This window comes from Enterobacter sp. PL_is511, from assembly GCF_055816065.1.
The window spans coordinates 158,726-173,501 of record NZ_JBVPGP010000014.1 but is presented as its reverse complement, the minus strand read 5'-3'; the positions used below and the strand labels follow the sequence as shown (position 1 = coordinate 173,501).

General features: G+C 55.6%; 18 protein-coding genes. 3 read left to right on the top strand and 15 right to left on the bottom strand.

Features of this window, described 5'->3' with window-relative positions:
- From AC0TN7_RS02785 to fkpA, 9 genes are all read right to left on the bottom strand, one after another.
- Positions 1-351: GTP-binding protein (locus AC0TN7_RS02785; protein WP_171048787.1), on the bottom strand; the 351-nt coding region annotated here is incomplete at its 3' end.
- A 69-nt stretch (positions 352-420) separates the two neighbouring features.
- Positions 421-2,535 carry an elongation factor G gene (gene fusA / locus AC0TN7_RS02780; protein ID WP_008503004.1) on the bottom strand — a complete coding sequence of 705 codons (2,115 nt, stop codon included), beginning with the start codon at positions 2,533-2,535 and terminating at the stop codon, positions 421-423.
- Positions 2,536-2,631: 96 nt separating this feature from the next.
- A complete protein-coding gene (gene rpsG, locus AC0TN7_RS02775) occupies positions 2,632-3,102 on the bottom strand; it encodes a 30S ribosomal protein S7 (protein WP_004106370.1) in 471 nt (156 codons plus the stop codon).
- 96 nt (positions 3,103-3,198) lie between these two features.
- On the bottom strand, positions 3,199-3,573 hold the full coding sequence (gene rpsL, locus AC0TN7_RS02770; protein ID WP_000246815.1) for a 30S ribosomal protein S12: 375 nt from the start codon (positions 3,571-3,573) through the stop codon (positions 3,199-3,201).
- 124 nt (positions 3,574-3,697) lie between these two features.
- Positions 3,698-3,985 carry a sulfurtransferase complex subunit TusB gene (tusB, locus tag AC0TN7_RS02765; RefSeq protein ID WP_024907951.1) on the bottom strand — a complete coding sequence of 96 codons (288 nt, stop codon included), beginning with the start codon at positions 3,983-3,985 and terminating at the stop codon, positions 3,698-3,700.
- Between the two features lie 7 nt (positions 3,986-3,992).
- The gene (gene tusC / locus AC0TN7_RS02760) at positions 3,993-4,352 is read right to left on the bottom strand and encodes a sulfurtransferase complex subunit TusC (protein ID WP_024907950.1); all 360 of its coding nucleotides are present in this window, start codon (positions 4,350-4,352) and stop codon (positions 3,993-3,995) included.
- A complete protein-coding gene (tusD, locus tag AC0TN7_RS02755; protein WP_024907949.1) occupies positions 4,352-4,738 on the bottom strand; it encodes a sulfurtransferase complex subunit TusD in 387 nt (128 codons plus the stop codon). Before tusD ends, tusC begins: the two co-directional genes overlap by 1 nt.
- Positions 4,738-5,460 (bottom strand): helix-turn-helix transcriptional regulator, encoded by a 723-nt coding sequence (locus tag AC0TN7_RS02750; RefSeq protein ID WP_003861697.1) that lies wholly within the window; start codon positions 5,458-5,460, stop codon positions 4,738-4,740. The genes tusD and AC0TN7_RS02750 overlap by 1 nt, the downstream gene beginning before the upstream one ends.
- A gap of 166 nt (positions 5,461-5,626) precedes the next feature.
- The gene (gene fkpA / locus AC0TN7_RS02745; protein ID WP_023309460.1) at positions 5,627-6,445 is read right to left on the bottom strand and encodes an FKBP-type peptidyl-prolyl cis-trans isomerase; all 819 of its coding nucleotides are present in this window, start codon (positions 6,443-6,445) and stop codon (positions 5,627-5,629) included.
- 238 nt (positions 6,446-6,683) lie between these two features.
- Here fkpA and AC0TN7_RS02740 point away from each other — a divergent pair, with 238 nt between their 5' ends.
- Complete coding sequence (locus AC0TN7_RS02740; protein WP_262751852.1) at positions 6,684-6,902, top strand: protein SlyX; 219 nt, start codon at positions 6,684-6,686, stop codon at positions 6,900-6,902.
- A 51-nt stretch (positions 6,903-6,953) separates the two neighbouring features.
- Here AC0TN7_RS02740 and slyD read toward each other — a convergent pair whose 3' ends face one another.
- From slyD to kefG, 4 genes are all read right to left on the bottom strand, one after another.
- Complete coding sequence (gene slyD / locus AC0TN7_RS02735) at positions 6,954-7,544, bottom strand: peptidylprolyl isomerase (RefSeq protein ID WP_024907947.1); 591 nt, start codon at positions 7,542-7,544, stop codon at positions 6,954-6,956.
- 94 nt (positions 7,545-7,638) lie between these two features.
- Complete coding sequence (locus AC0TN7_RS02730) at positions 7,639-7,839, bottom strand: YheV family putative zinc ribbon protein (RefSeq protein WP_010436300.1); 201 nt, start codon at positions 7,837-7,839, stop codon at positions 7,639-7,641.
- A gap of 13 nt (positions 7,840-7,852) precedes the next feature.
- Positions 7,853-9,658: a glutathione-regulated potassium-efflux system protein KefB gene (gene kefB, locus AC0TN7_RS02725; protein ID WP_473701818.1), complete on the bottom strand. Its 1,806-nt coding sequence runs from the start codon at positions 9,656-9,658 to the stop codon at positions 7,853-7,855.
- On the bottom strand, positions 9,658-10,209 hold the full coding sequence (gene kefG / locus AC0TN7_RS02720) for a glutathione-regulated potassium-efflux system ancillary protein KefG (protein WP_014885493.1): 552 nt from the start codon (positions 10,207-10,209) through the stop codon (positions 9,658-9,660). The genes kefB and kefG overlap by 1 nt, the downstream gene beginning before the upstream one ends.
- 138 nt (positions 10,210-10,347) lie before the next feature.
- On the opposite strand from kefG, the gene AC0TN7_RS02715 reads away from it, so the two are divergent.
- On the top strand, positions 10,348-12,252 hold the full coding sequence (locus AC0TN7_RS02715) for an ABC transporter ATP-binding protein (RefSeq protein WP_061716387.1): 1,905 nt from the start codon (positions 10,348-10,350) through the stop codon (positions 12,250-12,252).
- Positions 12,253-12,267: 15 nt separating this feature from the next.
- Complete coding sequence (locus AC0TN7_RS02710) at positions 12,268-13,200, top strand: LysR family transcriptional regulator (protein WP_061716386.1); 933 nt, start codon at positions 12,268-12,270, stop codon at positions 13,198-13,200.
- Between the two features lie 62 nt (positions 13,201-13,262).
- Here AC0TN7_RS02710 and mdcH read toward each other — a convergent pair whose 3' ends face one another.
- Both mdcH and AC0TN7_RS02700 read right to left on the bottom strand, forming a co-directional pair.
- Positions 13,263-14,159, bottom strand: a complete 897-nt coding sequence (gene mdcH, locus AC0TN7_RS02705) for a malonate decarboxylase subunit epsilon (protein WP_473701817.1) — start codon at positions 14,157-14,159, stop codon at positions 13,263-13,265.
- The gene (locus tag AC0TN7_RS02700; RefSeq protein WP_473701816.1) at positions 14,159-14,776 is read right to left on the bottom strand and encodes a malonate decarboxylase holo-ACP synthase; all 618 of its coding nucleotides are present in this window, start codon (positions 14,774-14,776) and stop codon (positions 14,159-14,161) included. Before AC0TN7_RS02700 ends, mdcH begins: the two co-directional genes overlap by 1 nt.

Sequence of the window (14,776 nt, the reverse complement as noted above, 5' to 3'; positions counted from 1 at the left end):
ACGAGTCTGAGGCATTGGGCCGTCAGTCGCAGCAACAACCAGGATCGCGCCGTCCATCTGCGCAGCACCGGTGATCATGTTTTTAACATAGTCGGCGTGGCCTGGGCAGTCTACGTGTGCGTAGTGGCGAGTCGGGGTGTCATATTCAACGTGGGAAGTGTTGATGGTGATACCACGTGCTTTTTCTTCTGGTGCGTTATCGATCTGGTCGAATGCACGAGCAGAACCACCGTAGGTTTTAGCCAGAACGGTAGTGATTGCAGCAGTCAGGGTAGTTTTACCATGGTCAACGTGGCCGATAGTACCAACGTTGACGTGCGGTTTTGTACGTTCAAATTTTTCTTTAGACACGGCTATATTCCTTACTATAGTGCTCTCCCCTGTGGAGAGAGCACGGGACTTAGGTTTTAATCCTGTGGATTACTTACCACGGGCTTCAATAACGGCCTGAGCAACGTTGTTAGGCGCATCATCATACTTCAGGAATTCCATGGTGTATGATGCACGACCTTTGGTCAGAGAACGCAGCTGAGTTGCATATCCGAACATTTCAGACAGCGGAACTTCAGCGTGGATCTTAACGCCAGTTACTTCGGATTCCTGACCACGCAGCATACCGCGACGACGGCTCAAGTCACCGATAACGTCACCGGTGTTCTCTTCAGGAGTTTCTACTTCAACCTTCATGATTGGCTCAAGCAGAACTGGTTTTGCTTTCTTAAAGCCTTCTTTAAAGGCAATAGACGCAGCCAGTTTAAACGCCAGTTCAGAGGAGTCAACGTCGTGGTAAGAACCGAAGTGCAGACGAACACCCATGTCAACAACCGGATAGCCAGCCAGAGGGCCCGCTTTCAGCTGTTCCTGGATGCCTTTATCAACGGCTGGGATGTATTCGCCAGGAATTACACCACCTTTGATGTCGTTGATGAACTCGTAACCTTTCGGGTTAGAGCCCGGCTCCAGTGGGTACATGTCGATCACAACGTGACCGTACTGACCGCGACCACCAGACTGCTTAGCGTGTTTACCTTCAATGTCGGTAACTTTCGCGCGAATCGCTTCGCGGTAAGCAACCTGAGGTTTACCCACGTTCGCTTCAACGTTGAATTCACGCTTCATACGGTCAACGATGATGTCCAGGTGCAGTTCACCCATACCAGCGATGATGGTCTGGTTAGATTCTTCATCAGTCCATACGCGGAATGATGGGTCTTCTTTCGCCAGACGGCCCAGAGCCAGACCCATTTTTTCCTGGTCAGCTTTGGTTTTTGGTTCAACTGCGATGGAGATTACCGGCTCTGGGAATTCCATACGCTCCAGAATGATCGGGTGATCCGGGTCACACAGGGTGTCACCAGTGGTCACGTCTTTCAGACCGATAGCTGCAGCGATGTCGCCCGCACGAACTTCTTTGATCTCTTCACGTTTGTTAGCGTGCATCTGTACGATACGGCCAAAACGCTCACGCGCCGCTTTCACGGAGTTCAGGATGGTGTCACCGGAGTTAACCACACCAGAGTAAACGCGGAAGAAGGTCAGGTTACCCACGAATGGGTCGGTAGCAATTTTGAACGCCAGTGCAGAGAATGGCTCTTCGTCGCTTGCGTGACGCTCAGCCGGGGTATCTTTACCGTCGTCCAGGATGCCGTTGATCGCAGGAACGTCAACTGGGGATGGCAGGTAGTCAACTACCGCATCCAGCATCGCCTGAACACCTTTGTTCTTGAACGCAGAACCACAGGTTACCAGGATGATTTCGTTGTTCAGAACGCGCTGACGCAGAGCTTTTTTGATCTCTTCTTCAGTCAGTTCTTCACCACCCAGGTATTTCTCCATCAGCTCTTCAGAAGCTTCAGCAGCGGATTCGATCAGGTTCTGGTGCCATTCGTCAGCCAGGTCCTGCATTGCAGCTGGGATATCTTCGTATTCGAAGGTAACGCCCTGGTCTGCATCGTTCCAGTTGATGGCTTTCATTTTCACCAGGTCGATAACGCCGGTGAAGCCTTCTTCAGCACCAATTGCCAGCTGCAGCGGAACAGGGTTCGCGCCCAGACGGGTTTTGATCTGACCAACAACTTTCAGGAAGTTAGCACCCATACGGTCCATTTTGTTAACGAACGCGATGCGTGGAACTTTATATTTGTTCGCCTGACGCCATACGGTTTCAGACTGTGGCTGAACACCACCAACTGCGCAATAAACCATTACCGCGCCGTCAAGAACACGCATGGAACGTTCTACTTCGATGGTGAAGTCAACGTGCCCTGGGGTGTCGATGATGTTTACGCGATGCGGTTCGTACTGCTTAGCCATACCTGACCAGAATGCAGTAGTCGCTGCGGAGGTGATGGTGATACCACGCTCCTGCTCCTGTTCCATCCAGTCCATGGTGGCTGCGCCGTCATGAACTTCACCGATTTTGTGGTTTACACCGGTGTAGAACAGAATACGTTCGGTAGTAGTGGTTTTACCGGCGTCGATGTGCGCACTGATACCGATGTTACGGTAGCGTGCGATGGGTGTTGTACGAGCCATTTGATTCCTCGTTTATATCTTTAGGCGTTCAGTTAAGTTACCCAGAGCGGGCGGCTTCTCTGAAGCGCCCGCCTGGTGACTAATACTCCGAAGGGATTACCAACGGTAGTGTGCGAACGCCTTGTTGGCTTCTGCCATACGGTGAACGTCTTCACGTTTCTTAACTGCAGTACCTTTGTTGTCTGCAGCATCAGAAAGTTCGTTCGCCAGACGCAGAGCCATGGATTTATCACCGCGTTTACGAGCAGCTTCAACGATCCAACGCATTGCCAGGGCATTACGACGAACCGGACGAACTTCAACTGGAACCTGATAAGTAGAACCACCAACGCGGCGGGACTTAACTTCTACAGTTGGGCGAACGTTGTCGAGAGCGACTTCGAAAGCTTCCAGTTCATTTTTACCAGAACGCTGAGCCAGGGTCTCAAGCGCGCTGTATACGATTGCTTCTGCAGTAGATTTTTTACCATCTACCATCAGGATATTTACAAATTTTGCCAGCAGTTCTGATCCGAATTTCGGATCTGGAAGAATTTTACGCTGACCAATGACGCGACGACGTGGCATGGGAATACTCCGTTGTTAATTCAGGATTGTCCAAAACTCAAAGAGTTTAGTGTGACATTAAGATAAATCAGTTTGGCCTTACTTAACGGAGAACCATTAAGCCTTAGGACGCTTCACGCCGTACTTGGAGCGAGCCTGCTTACGGTCTTTAACACCTGAGCAGTCCAGCGCACCACGAACGGTGTGGTAACGAACACCCGGAAGGTCTTTAACACGACCGCCACGGATCAGGATCACGGAGTGCTCCTGCAGGTTGTGACCTTCACCACCGATGTAGGAAGTCACTTCGAAACCGTTAGTCAAACGCACACGGCATACTTTACGCAGTGCGGAGTTTGGTTTTTTAGGAGTGGTGGTATATACACGAGTACATACGCCACGTTTCTGCGGGCAGGCTTCCAGCGCAGGCACGTTGCTTTTCGCAACTTTGCGTGCACGTGGTTTGCGTACCAGCTGGTTAACTGTTGCCATTAAATAGCTCCTGGTTTTAGCTTTTGCTTCGTAAACACGTAATAAATCGACCTCATACAATATGAGGACGCGAAATTTTAGGGCTACGTCGAAAAGGTGTCAAGAAATATACAGCGATCTCAGATCACCAGTTCATTTGACTGGCGTGCGTCACAGTAAGATTGACGAAATCAGTATAGCCAACCACGTCAATTTTGGCTGAAATTTGACCAGAAAGACCCCGCGCATCCAGATCGTCTTTCAGCGCAGAGACTGTTATGGGGGCGTTCGTGAGAATTTCAACGAAACGACTGCCTTCCAGTGCGGCAAGCACGCCGTCCTGAATCAGCAGCAGATCGTCACCTTCGCGCAGCATACTCAGTAACGCGTCGATATCACATTGCCACGGTGAATGGCTCAGAGTATGGAGCATGTCGGCCTCAGAAAGTCAGAACGGTGTCGTAGTGGGAAAGGTGTTCGCGCAATGCAGCAGAAGACAGGACGGTCACATCCAGCACGAAAGGCGTCTTCTCATCTAAACCGCGAGCGGCCAGCGAGTCGGCGCAGACATAAAGGTTTTCAATGTCGTACAGCGGCAACACTTTGAAGGTCGCGATGTAATCCCGCGCCAGAATGGCCTGTGGCTGCTGACCCGCCAGAAGCTGAAACACCCCGTCCCCCAAAAAGAAGACGCCGATATCTTCGGTCAGCGCGGACGTCGCAAGTAACGCATCCAGCCCTTCGCGGCCGGAAGCGCTGCCGTGCGGCGCAGACGTAAAAACAAATGCCACGCGCTTCATCAGAATTGCACCACTCTGTCGCAGGTTAATGCCGCCTGTGCCAGTGCACCCAGACCACTTAACGAAAAACCGGGCTGCAGATTAGAACCCGATAAACCAAGACGCGCGGCTTCGGTTGCATCGGCCACCCCGCGGCGCAGTGCCGCCGCCACGCAGATGTGCAGTTCTACGCCCTGCTTTTCGTTTAATGCCTGCCAGGCGCGCACCAGATCGAACTCATCGCTCGCCGGTGAGGTAAACTGATTCGCGTTATACACCCCTTCCCGATAGAAGAAGACGCTCGCCAGCTCATGTCCAGCCGCCAGTAGCGCATGCGCAAACTGCAGCGCGCTGCTGGCCTGCTGAGTCCCGTACGCCGGGCCTGTCACCATTAACGCAAAACGCATTACTTGTCTTGTCCCAGGAAATCGCCGCTTTTGAACTGACGAATATAGAGGTAGACCGTGTGCTTGGAGATGTTCAGACGATCGGCCACCTGGTTGATGGCGTCTTTAATATCAAAAATCCCTTTTTCATAGAGATTGAGCACGATCTGACGATTCTTGGCGTTGTTCGAGACGTTGCGATCGGCATTCACCTCTTCAATCGTAAACTCAAGCGTCTGCGTCACCAGATCTTCAACGGAGGAGGCAAAGTTAACAGAAGAGCCAACGTCCGGCGTTTCTGGTGGAATAAAGGTGCTCATGATTTGCGAGAATGGCACATCAAGGTTCATGTTGATGCACAGCAGTCCAATAACACGATGCTCGCGGTTTCGAATCGCGATGGTTTCTGATTTCATCAGCACGCCGCTTTTGGCGCGGGTGAAATAGCATTTGGAGACGCTGCTGTCCGCGCCGGTCATGTCATGCAGCATACGCAATGCAAGGTCGGTAATTGGCGAACCAATTTTACGGCCAGTATGCTCACCATTCGCAATACGGATGGCGGAGCACTTCAGATCTTGCAGGGAGTGCAATACGATTTCGCAGTGGGAGCCAATGAGCATCGCTAACCCGTCCACTACCGCTTCATAGGATTTCAGAATATCGAAGTCGGTCTGATCGAAAGGACGTTGATCCAGCAAATCAAGTTCACTGGTTTCGTTGGTTAAAAGCGACCTGGACATGAAAAAAACACTCCTTTTCAGGAGCCTGTCGTTAGGTTTTCAGGGCAGGCTCATTATCTACACGGACAACTAAATTAATACAGCGTGCCTAACGCTTTCCAGTGTTAATTATATCTGCCCCACAATAAAAAACCGCCGCCTTAAAGGCGGCGGTTTTTTTTCAGCATTACTTCTTAGCAGCAGCGGCTTTATCGTCAGCCGGCGCGTCTGCCTTGGCATCCGCTTTCGGTGCTGGTTTGATGTCCAGCAGCTCTACGTCAAAGACCAGCGTAGAGTTGGCAGGGATACCCGGCACGCCGGTTTTGCCATAGGCCAGATCCGGTGGGATAACCATCTTGATCTTGCCGCCTTTCTTGATGTTTTTCAGGCCTTCAGTCCAGCCCGGGATCACACCATCAAGACGGAAGGAGAGCGGCTCACCGCGGGTGTAAGAGTTATCGAACTCTTTACCGTCGATCAGCGTACCTTTGTAGTTCACAACAACGGTGTCGCTGTCTTTAGGCGCATCGCCGGTGCCTTCTTTCTCAACTTTGTACACCAGGCCAGTCGAAGAGGTTTTCACACCCTTCTCTTTAGCAAAGGTGTCGCGGTAGGCTTTGCCTTTCGCTTCGTTGTCTTTAGCGTCCGCGTCCATCTTAGTCTGCGCGGCACCCTTCACGCGCGCTTCAAACGCCTGCAGAGTCTGTTCAATTTCCTGGTCAGACAGCTTGCTCTTATCTGCAAATGCGTCCTGAACGCCCGCGATCAGCTGAGCTTTATCCAGTTTTATGCCCAGTTTCTCTTGTTCTTTCAGAGAGTTTTCCATGTAACGGCCCAGAGATGCGCCCAGTGCGTAGGCGGATTTCTGGTCGTCATTTTTGAACGCCGCTTTGCTGTCTGCAGTGGCAGCAGGCTTCGCAGCAGTATCAGCAGCGAATGACAGCGGCGCGTTCAGCGCAACAGCCATCGTCGTCGCCAGCAGCGTTACTTTAAACAGTGATTTCATCCATATCTCCAGGGCCTGGGGACTCTCACCCCAGCGTTAAACGTAAATGAGTTACGTACTATAAAACGTTGCGGAAGAAATCTACAGACAGACACTTCCAATTCTCGCCACTTTTCAGACTATTTTTGTTTAAATAAGTTTCCTGCCAAGGGGATGCGGACTGTACTTAAGGATAAACTCGGTTAAACTGCGCCGCCGCAGGACCAATATGGCGAATCTGAAATAAACGAGGTGAATGATGAAGGATACAACATTAGAAGCGAGAATGGCTGAGCTGGAAAGCCGCCTGGCTTTTCAGGACATCACCATCGAAGAGCTAAACCAGACCGTGACCGCACATGAGCTCGAAATGGCAAAACTGCGGGATCATATGCGCCTGCTGACGGAAAAGCTGAAGGCCACGCAGCCGTCAAACATTGCCTCTCAGTCAGAAGAGACGCCACCTCCTCATTATTGAGGCGTAAAAAAAGCGGGATTATCCCGCTTTTTTATTTTCCGCATGACGGAATTAGTGGCAACCGCAGCCGCCGTTACCGCAACCACCTTTACCGTGATCGTGGTCGTGACCATGGTCGTGGCCGTGACCACCGCAGCAGCCGTCGTGGCCGTGATCGTGGTCATGGTCGTGACCGTGCGCACCGTGAACGTGGCCATGAGCCAGCTCTTCTTCGGTCGCTTCACGGATCGCAACAACTTCTACGTTGAACTTCAGGTTCTGGCCAGCCAGCATGTGGTTACCGTCAACCACGACGTGGTCATCTTCCACTTCGGTGATTTCAACAGGAACCGGGCCCTGGTCAGTTTCAGCCAGGAAGCGCATGCCAACCTGCAGTTCGTCAACGCCCATGAATACGTCTTTAGGAACGCGCTGAACCAGGTTGTCGTCATACTGACCGTAAGCGTCGTTCGCGCCTACAGCAACGTCAAATTTGTCGCCAACTTCATGACCTTCCAGCGCGTTTTCCAGGCCGGAAATCAGGGAACCGTGACCATGCAGGTAGTCAAGCGGCGCACTCACCGGAGACTCATCAACCAACACACCGTCTTCTGTACGTACCTGATAGGCCAGGCTGACCACCAGGTCTTTTGCTACTTTCATGATATCTCCTGAGCGTGGGAAAATTGCTGGCGCAGATTGTAGCGGAAATCTGCACCTGTGTACCCTTTAGCTTAAAAAAACTCAGGGCATATCGCTAGTCCGGATGAAAAATCCCGATAACTTGCTCTTCTTTGCGAACGTGATCGCGGGCCTCTTTGTCGGCCTCACGCATCTGGTGACCGCACTTAACACACTCAACAACATCAATATTATTTTCCCGCCACATCGCCAGGGTATCTTGCGCCTGGCAGGTCGGGCATTTTGCACCCGCAATAAAGCGTTTACGTACAGCCATCTTTCGTTACCCTTTATTCAAATTCATCCCAGCCATCGAGCTGGCGTCGTTCCTGCTGCATCTCGCGCTGGAAGATCTCCTCCAGCTCGCGACGCGCTTCCCGCACGCGGGAGATCTGCGCCGTATCGGTATGGACCGGCATCAGCTCGCGCAGCATCCGCATATCCAGCCGGCGGAAGTGCATCTGGGCGCGCTGCGCCTGATGCGGATGCATGCCGAGCGAGATCAGCGCCTTGCGCCCCAGCTCCAGCGCACTGGAGAACGTCTCACGGGAGAAGTGTTTCACACCCGCCTGCAATAATTCGTGAGCTTCAACACGTCCCCGCGCACGCGCCAAAATATGCAGATGCGGGAAATGCTGCTGGCAGAGATTTACCAGCTTCATCGTGTCTTCCGGATCGTTACAGGTAATGACGATGGACTCTGCCGCCTCTGCCCCCGCCGAGCGCAGCAGCTCAAGCTGGGTCGCGTCGCCGTAGTAAACCTTATAGCCATATTTACGCATCAGGTTAACCGCGCTGATATCGCGCTCCAGCACCGTAATGCGCATTTTGTTCGCCATCAGCAAACGCCCGATCACCTGTCCAAAGCGGCCAAAGCCCACCACGATCACCTGGGGCTTGTCGTCTTCCACCCACGGCGCTTCGTCTTCATCGTCAGTGGGATTCAGGCGGCGCGACAGCAGTTTATCCACCAGCTTCATCAGCAGCGGCGTGGTCATCATCGACAGCGTGACCGTTACCAGCAAAAGCGCCATCTGATCGTCTTTAAACAGCTTCTGGGAGGAGGCGGTAGAGAACAGCACAAACGCGAACTCGCCCCCCTGGCTTAACACGCTGGCAAACTGCATGCGTTCCGAACTGCGTAAGCCGTAAATGCGCGCCATGACATACAGCACCAGCGTTTTCACCGCCACCAGGATGGCCACGCTCACCACAACCCACAGAAGATGGGTATAGAGCACGCCAAGGTTGAGCGCCATCCCCACCGAAATAAAGAACAGGCCTAACAGCAACCCTTTAAAGGGATCGATGGCAATTTCCAGCTCGTGCCGATACTCGCTCTCCGCCAGCAGCACCCCCGCGATAAAGGTCCCGAGCGCCATCGACAGCCCCAGCGCGTCCATAAACAACGCCGACCCCAGCACCAGCAGCAGCGTCGCAGCGGTAAATACCTCGCGAACGCCCGACGCGGCAATAAAGCGGAATACGGGACGTAACAGGAAACGACCGCCAATCAGCATGCCCGCGAAGGCCAGCACCTTCATGGCGATTTTCGCCCAGTCAAAGTGGTCATCGCCGGACCCCGCCAGCAGCGGCACCAGCGCCAGAGCCGGGATGACTGCCAAATCCTGGAACAGCAGCACCGAAAAGCCGAGCTGGCCGGCTTCGTTGCGATTCATCCCTTTATCGCGCATCAGCTGCAGCGCCATCGCCGTCGACGACATCGCAAGGCCTATCCCGCCAATCACCGCCGCCTGCCATGAAAAGTTGGTCAGCATTAACAGGCCACCCAGGATCGCGGCGCTGAACATCACCTGCGCGGCGCCCACGCCAAAGATAGAGCGTCGGAGTTGCCACAACTTCGAAGGATTCAGTTCCAGCCCGATGATGAACATCAGGAACACCACGCCCAGTTCGGAGAAATGGAGAATCTCATCTACATCGCTGATGAATCCCAGTCCCCAGGGGCCAATCGCGATCCCCGCCAGCAGATACCCCAGTACTGCACCGATACCAATACGCGCAGCAAGCGGCACCGCGACGACGGCAGCAAATAAAAACAGCACCCCGGCGAGGAGCAAATTCGATCCTTCCATTAACGACCTCCTGCCGGAATCGGTGACGCCAGCCATTCACCATAGGCTCTGGCGTGGCTGGCCAGTTCTTTCGGATCCTGACGTCGGGCCCAGTAGACAATAATCGGGCTCATCCAGTGCATACGGCACATCGCCGCCGTCAGCTCGAAAGGCCGCAGAATGTCGCTCATCGGATAACGGTTCAGCCCGTCGTGGCGGTAAGCGCTTTCGGGTTCACCGGTCGTAATCACGCTACGCCAGTACTTTCCCGCCAGCTGGTTGCCCCCCACCCCACTGGAGAAGCCCCGGCTCAGCACGCGGTCCAGCCACTCTTTGAGCAGCGCCGGACAGCTGTAGGTATAAAGCGGATGCTGGAACACAATCACGTCATGCTGACGCAGCAGTTCCTGCTCGTAAGGAATATCAATAAAGAAATCAGGATAGTGCGCGTAGAGATCGTGCACCGTCACGTTACTGAGCTGTGTGGCCGGCTTAAGCAGCACCCGGTTTGCCACCGAGTCCTGAGATTCCGGATGGGCATACAGCAGCAGCACTTTTGCTGTCTGAGACATCATTCCCCTCCCGGTCTTGTTTCTGTTTTTGTGTATCGTCGTTGTTTTGGGCTACCATGGCGGCCCGGTGCGGAAAATGGCCCACACCTTACATTATCATAATGACAAATTAACATAGTCGGAACATACGGCGCTTCTATGATTGTTTTCTCCTCGTTACAAATTCGTCGCGGCGTGCGCGTCCTGCTGGATAACGCCACTGCTACCATCAACCCGGGCCAAAAAGTGGGCCTGGTCGGCAAAAACGGCTGTGGTAAATCCACCCTGCTGGCACTACTGAAAAACGAGATTAGCGCGGATGGCGGTAACTTTACCTTCCCGGGGAACTGGCAGCTCGCCTGGGTAAACCAGGAGACGCCGGCGCTGAGCGAACCGGCACTCGACTATGTTATCGACGGCGACCGTGAATACCGTAAGCTCGAGGCGGAACTTAACGCCGCTAACGAGCGCAACGACGGTCACGCCATCGCCACCGTTCACGGCAAGCTGGACGCTATCGACGCGTGGACCATCCGCTCCCGCGCCTCCAGCCTGCTTCACGGCCTGGGCTTCAGCAATGAACAGCTGGAACGCCCGGTCAGCGACTTCTCCGGCGGCTGGCGCATGCGCCTCAACCTGGCGCAGGCGCTGATCTGTCGCTCTGACCTGCTGCTGCTCGATGAACCGACCAACCACCTCGATCTCGATGCGGTTATTTGGCTGGAGAAGTGGCTCAAGAGCTATCAGGGCACTCTGATTCTGATCTCCCACGACCGCGACTTCCTCGACCCGGTAGTGGATAAAATCATTCATATCGAACAACAAACGATGTTCGAGTACACCGGCAACTACAGCTCCTTCGAGCGCCAGCGCGCGACGCGCCTTGCCCAGCAGCAGTCCATGTACGAAAGCCAGCAGCAGCGCGTGGCGCACCTGCAAAGCTTTGTGGATCGCTTTAAGGCCAAAGCCTCAAAAGCCAAGCAGGCCCAGAGCCGCATCAAGATGCTGGAACGCATGGAGATGATTGCCCCGGCGCACGTGGATAACCCGTTCCACTTCAGCTTCCGCGAGCCGGAAAGTCTGCCGAACCCGCTGCTGAAGATGGAGAAGGTCAGCGCGGGCTATGCCGACCGCATTATTCTCGACTCCATCAAGCTCAACCTGGTGCCGGGTTCGCGCATTGGCCTGCTGGGGCGTAACGGCGCCGGTAAATCGACGCTAATCAAGCTGCTGGCGGGCGAGCTTAGCCCGGTCAGCGGTGAAATCGGCCTGGCGAAGGGCATCAAGCTTGGCTACTTCGCCCAGCATCAGCTGGAATTTTTACGCGCGGATGAATCCCCGATTCAGCATCTCGCGCGTCTGGCGCCGCAGGAGATGGAGCAGAAGCTGCGCGACTACCTCGGCGGCTTCGGCTTCCAGGGCGATAAGGTCACCGAAAACACCGAGCGTTTCTCGGGCGGTGAAAAAGCCCGTCTGGTGCTGGCGCTGATCGTCTGGCAGCGCCCGAACCTGCTGCTGCTCGATGAACCGACCAACCACCTGGATCTCGATATGCGTCAGGCGCTGACCGAAGCGCTGATTGAGTTCGAAGGCGCACTGGTGGTGGTTTCGCACGACCGTCACCTGATCCGCTCCACCACGGACGATCTCTACTTAGTGCACGATGGCAAAGTCGAACCGTTCGACGGCGATCTGGAAGATTACCAGCAGTGGCTGACGGACGTGCAGAAGCAGGAGAACCAACCGGAGGAGTCGGCGAAAGACAACGCCAACAGCGCGCAGGCACGTAAAGACCAGAAGCGTCGTGAAGCGGAGCTGCGCACCCAGACGCAGCCGCTGCGTAAAGAGATTACCCGTCTCGAAAAAGAGATGGAAAAACTCAACGCCACGCTTGCCGCTGTTGAAGAGAAGCTCGGCGACAGCGGTCTGTATGACCAGAGCCGCAAGGCTGAGCTGACGGACTGCCTGCAAACGCAGGCGAAGACCAAATCCAGCCTCGAAGAGTGCGAAATGGCGTGGCTCGACGCGCAGGAACAGCTGGAAGCGATGCTGCAGGCTGAATAACACGCCGGGAGGGCTATGAGTTTCGATATCACGAGCGAGATTACGTTCCGCAAGCTCAGCATCTTCATGACGTTTATGGAGAAAGGGAATATTGCGCGTACCGCCGAAACTCTGGGCCTGAGCGGCGTGAGCGTGCACCGTGCGCTGCACACCCTGGAAGAGAACGTGCGCTGCCCGCTCTTCACCCACAAGGGGCGCAACCTGATTGCCCTGCCTTCCGCCTGGACGCTGCTGGAGTATTGCCAGGAGGTGATGCAGGTGATGGAGCGCGGGCTGGAAGCGTCGCGCAAAATTGCCGGGATCGGTCAGGGGCGGCTGCGAGTCGGGACGCTCTACTCGCTCACCCTGGAAACCGTGCCGCGCCTGATCATGGGCATGAAGCTGCGCCGTCCGGATCTGGAGATGGATCTGACGATGGGCTCCAACGACACCCTGCTGCACATGCTGGATGAAGGCTCGCTGGACGCGATTCTTATCTCCATCTCCGAAAGCGACATTGACCGTAACAGCCTTGAAGTGCTGCCCCTGTTCCACGACGACATTTTCCTTGCCGCACCGGCTTCCGCCACGCTGAATACCCGCGGACCCGCGGATCTGCGTGATTACAAAGACCAGAAATTTGTCGCTCTTGCAGAAGGGTTCGCCACCTATGCAGGGTTTCAGGAAGCCTTTCATATCGCCGGGTTCGAGCCGGAGATAGTTACCCGGGTGAATGACATTTTCTCGATGCTCAGCCTGGTGCAGGCAGGTGTTGGATTTACGCTAATGCCGGGCAGGATGAAGAAAGTGTATGAGAATTCCGTGCAGCTGTTGAAGCTGGCGGAGCCGTACCAGATGCAGCAGCTGATCGCGATCGTCTTTGCCCGCAACCGCGAGCAGGACCCGAGCCTGCGGGCATTAGCCGCCGAAGGGCGGATGTATGCGCGCAGCCTGCAGGAAAGTACGTGATACAAAACAAGGCAACCGAACCCGTAGGCCCGGTAAGGCGTAGCCGCCACCGGACTAAAAACTCACCCGCGAAGCCGACGCGCCAGATGCACCGCCACGTCCACCCCGCTGCGCTCCAGTGAAATCGTCTCTCCTTCCCACGGCGCCTGACGCGTCAGGCAGGTCAGTACGCCGCCAGGCGGCATTTCAATCGCCAGCCGGGCTTCGCGTTCATTCGCTGAAATCATCGCCTCCTGCCAGCGCACCGTACGCGCCATGTTCATCGCCAGATCGTCGGCGATCTTTTCCGGCTGCCACAGCACGCGCCCGGTGCTGCCGCTCAGGTAGGCGCAGCGTGGGCGTGAAAGCGTGACCAATTCAAACGCCGTTGCCAGCTTTTGCGCGGGTGCTGTCAGCAGTTCGCAGTGGGACGGCACGCTGACCGCCAGCCGTTTGGCCTTGCTCGCCCCTTTCGCCAGCGCGCGTGCCGCCGCCTGCGCCATCCCGTCATCGCTTCCGGCAATCACGATCTGCGTTTCGGCATTCAGGTTGGCAATGTAGGTCCCGGTGCCCTGGATAAGGTCTTCCACCTGCGGCAGGGTGAGCCCCATAATTGCCGTCAGGCCGTAGCCGTGCGGATACGCCTGCTCCATCAGATCGCCACGCAGCGCCACCAGCTTTAGCGCGTCCGTAAAGTCCAGTGCGCCTGCGACAACCGCCGCAGGATAAGCGCCGATGGACAGCCCGCTAACGATATCCGCCGTCACGCCGCGCCGCTCCAGCTCTCGCCCCCAGGCCACGCCTGAAATCAGCAGGCAAAGCTGAACCGCGCGGGTGTGGGTTAATGCGTCTGCGCTATCCAGCGTATCCACTTCGGCGCCAAGCACCTCATGCGCCTGAGCCAGTTCCGTTCCCGGCAGGTTTTGCAGCATACCTTCGTGCTGCGTGCCCTGTCCCGGAAAGGTAAACAGTATTTTCATTACTCCTCCCTGCGCCACGGATCCGCCACCAGGCGCGGTCCGCGGTGGGTTTTCAGCAGCGTTTTGCCGTCGCGCAGCCACTCTGCCAGCGCAAAGCCACCCTCGGGGGTATCCACCTGCGTATCCGCCCGACACAGCGCCCGGCTAAGCTGAGACTGCCAGCCAGCAAACGCATCGGGGGAAACGGCGTGCGGGGCGCGGATCAGCAGATCAAGATCGCTGTCGGCATGAAGAACCGGAATACCGGTCGCCAGCGCGTAGCCGGTGCTGCCGGTAATGCCCCACGTCCACGGCCACGCCTGCTGAGAAAGCTGCAGCGCCACCTGAACGGGTGGCTGGGTAACAAACGGCGAGCGCAGCAGATCGGCCGCAACGCTCAGGTCTTCCGGTGAAACCACGCGTAACACGTTTTCCGGCTTCACCCACCCGGCCGCCCGCTGGTCGCGGCGCAGTCCGCGCACGCCAACGGGGATCCGGCCTTCACTGTCAACATCACGCCGCACCACCACCGGCAGGCCGGTATGCCAGGCCGCCTCCACCCAGGATTCGGTGATGCCTTCCAGCGCGTTGCGCGCGGTAAGCCAGATGAGGTCGTGCGGGCGTAATGTTGTGGTCAT

Bases quoted from the DNA above. Each gene is read 5' to 3' on its own strand.
- AC0TN7_RS02710 (WP_061716386.1), top strand. From the start codon at position 12,268: ATGAGTTTCGATATCACGAGCGAGATTACGTTCCGCAAGCTCAGCATC.
- AC0TN7_RS02740 (WP_262751852.1), top strand. From the start codon at position 6,684: ATGAAGGATACAACATTAGAAGCGAGAATGGCTGAGCTGGAAAGCCGC.
- mdcH (WP_473701817.1), bottom strand. From the start codon at position 14,159: ATGAAAATACTGTTTACCTTTCCGGGACAGGGCACGCAGCACGAAGGT.
- kefB (WP_473701818.1), bottom strand. From the start codon at position 9,658: ATGGAAGGATCGAATTTGCTCCTCGCCGGGGTGCTGTTTTTATTTGCT.
- fusA (WP_008503004.1), bottom strand. From the start codon at position 2,535: ATGGCTCGTACAACACCCATCGCACGCTACCGTAACATCGGTATCAGT.
- tusD (WP_024907949.1), bottom strand. From the start codon at position 4,738: ATGCGTTTTGCGTTAATGGTGACAGGCCCGGCGTACGGGACTCAGCAG.
- AC0TN7_RS02715 (WP_061716387.1), top strand. From the start codon at position 10,348: ATGATTGTTTTCTCCTCGTTACAAATTCGTCGCGGCGTGCGCGTCCTG.
- rpsG (WP_004106370.1), bottom strand. From the start codon at position 3,102: ATGCCACGTCGTCGCGTCATTGGTCAGCGTAAAATTCTTCCAGATCCG.
- AC0TN7_RS02700 (WP_473701816.1), bottom strand. From the start codon at position 14,776: ATGACCACAACATTACGCCCGCACGACCTCATCTGGCTTACCGCGCGC.
- tusB (WP_024907951.1), bottom strand. From the start codon at position 3,985: ATGCTCCATACTCTGAGCCATTCACCGTGGCAATGTGATATCGACGCG.
- kefG (WP_014885493.1), bottom strand. From the start codon at position 10,209: ATGTCTCAGACAGCAAAAGTGCTGCTGCTGTATGCCCATCCGGAATCT.
- AC0TN7_RS02750 (WP_003861697.1), bottom strand. From the start codon at position 5,460: ATGTCCAGGTCGCTTTTAACCAACGAAACCAGTGAACTTGATTTGCTG.
- AC0TN7_RS02730 (WP_010436300.1), bottom strand. From the start codon at position 7,839: ATGGCTGTACGTAAACGCTTTATTGCGGGTGCAAAATGCCCGACCTGC.
- fkpA (WP_023309460.1), bottom strand. From the start codon at position 6,445: ATGAAATCACTGTTTAAAGTAACGCTGCTGGCGACGACGATGGCTGTT.
- rpsL (WP_000246815.1), bottom strand. From the start codon at position 3,573: ATGGCAACAGTTAACCAGCTGGTACGCAAACCACGTGCACGCAAAGTT.
- slyD (WP_024907947.1), bottom strand. From the start codon at position 7,544: ATGAAAGTAGCAAAAGACCTGGTGGTCAGCCTGGCCTATCAGGTACGT.
- tusC (WP_024907950.1), bottom strand. From the start codon at position 4,352: ATGAAGCGCGTGGCATTTGTTTTTACGTCTGCGCCGCACGGCAGCGCT.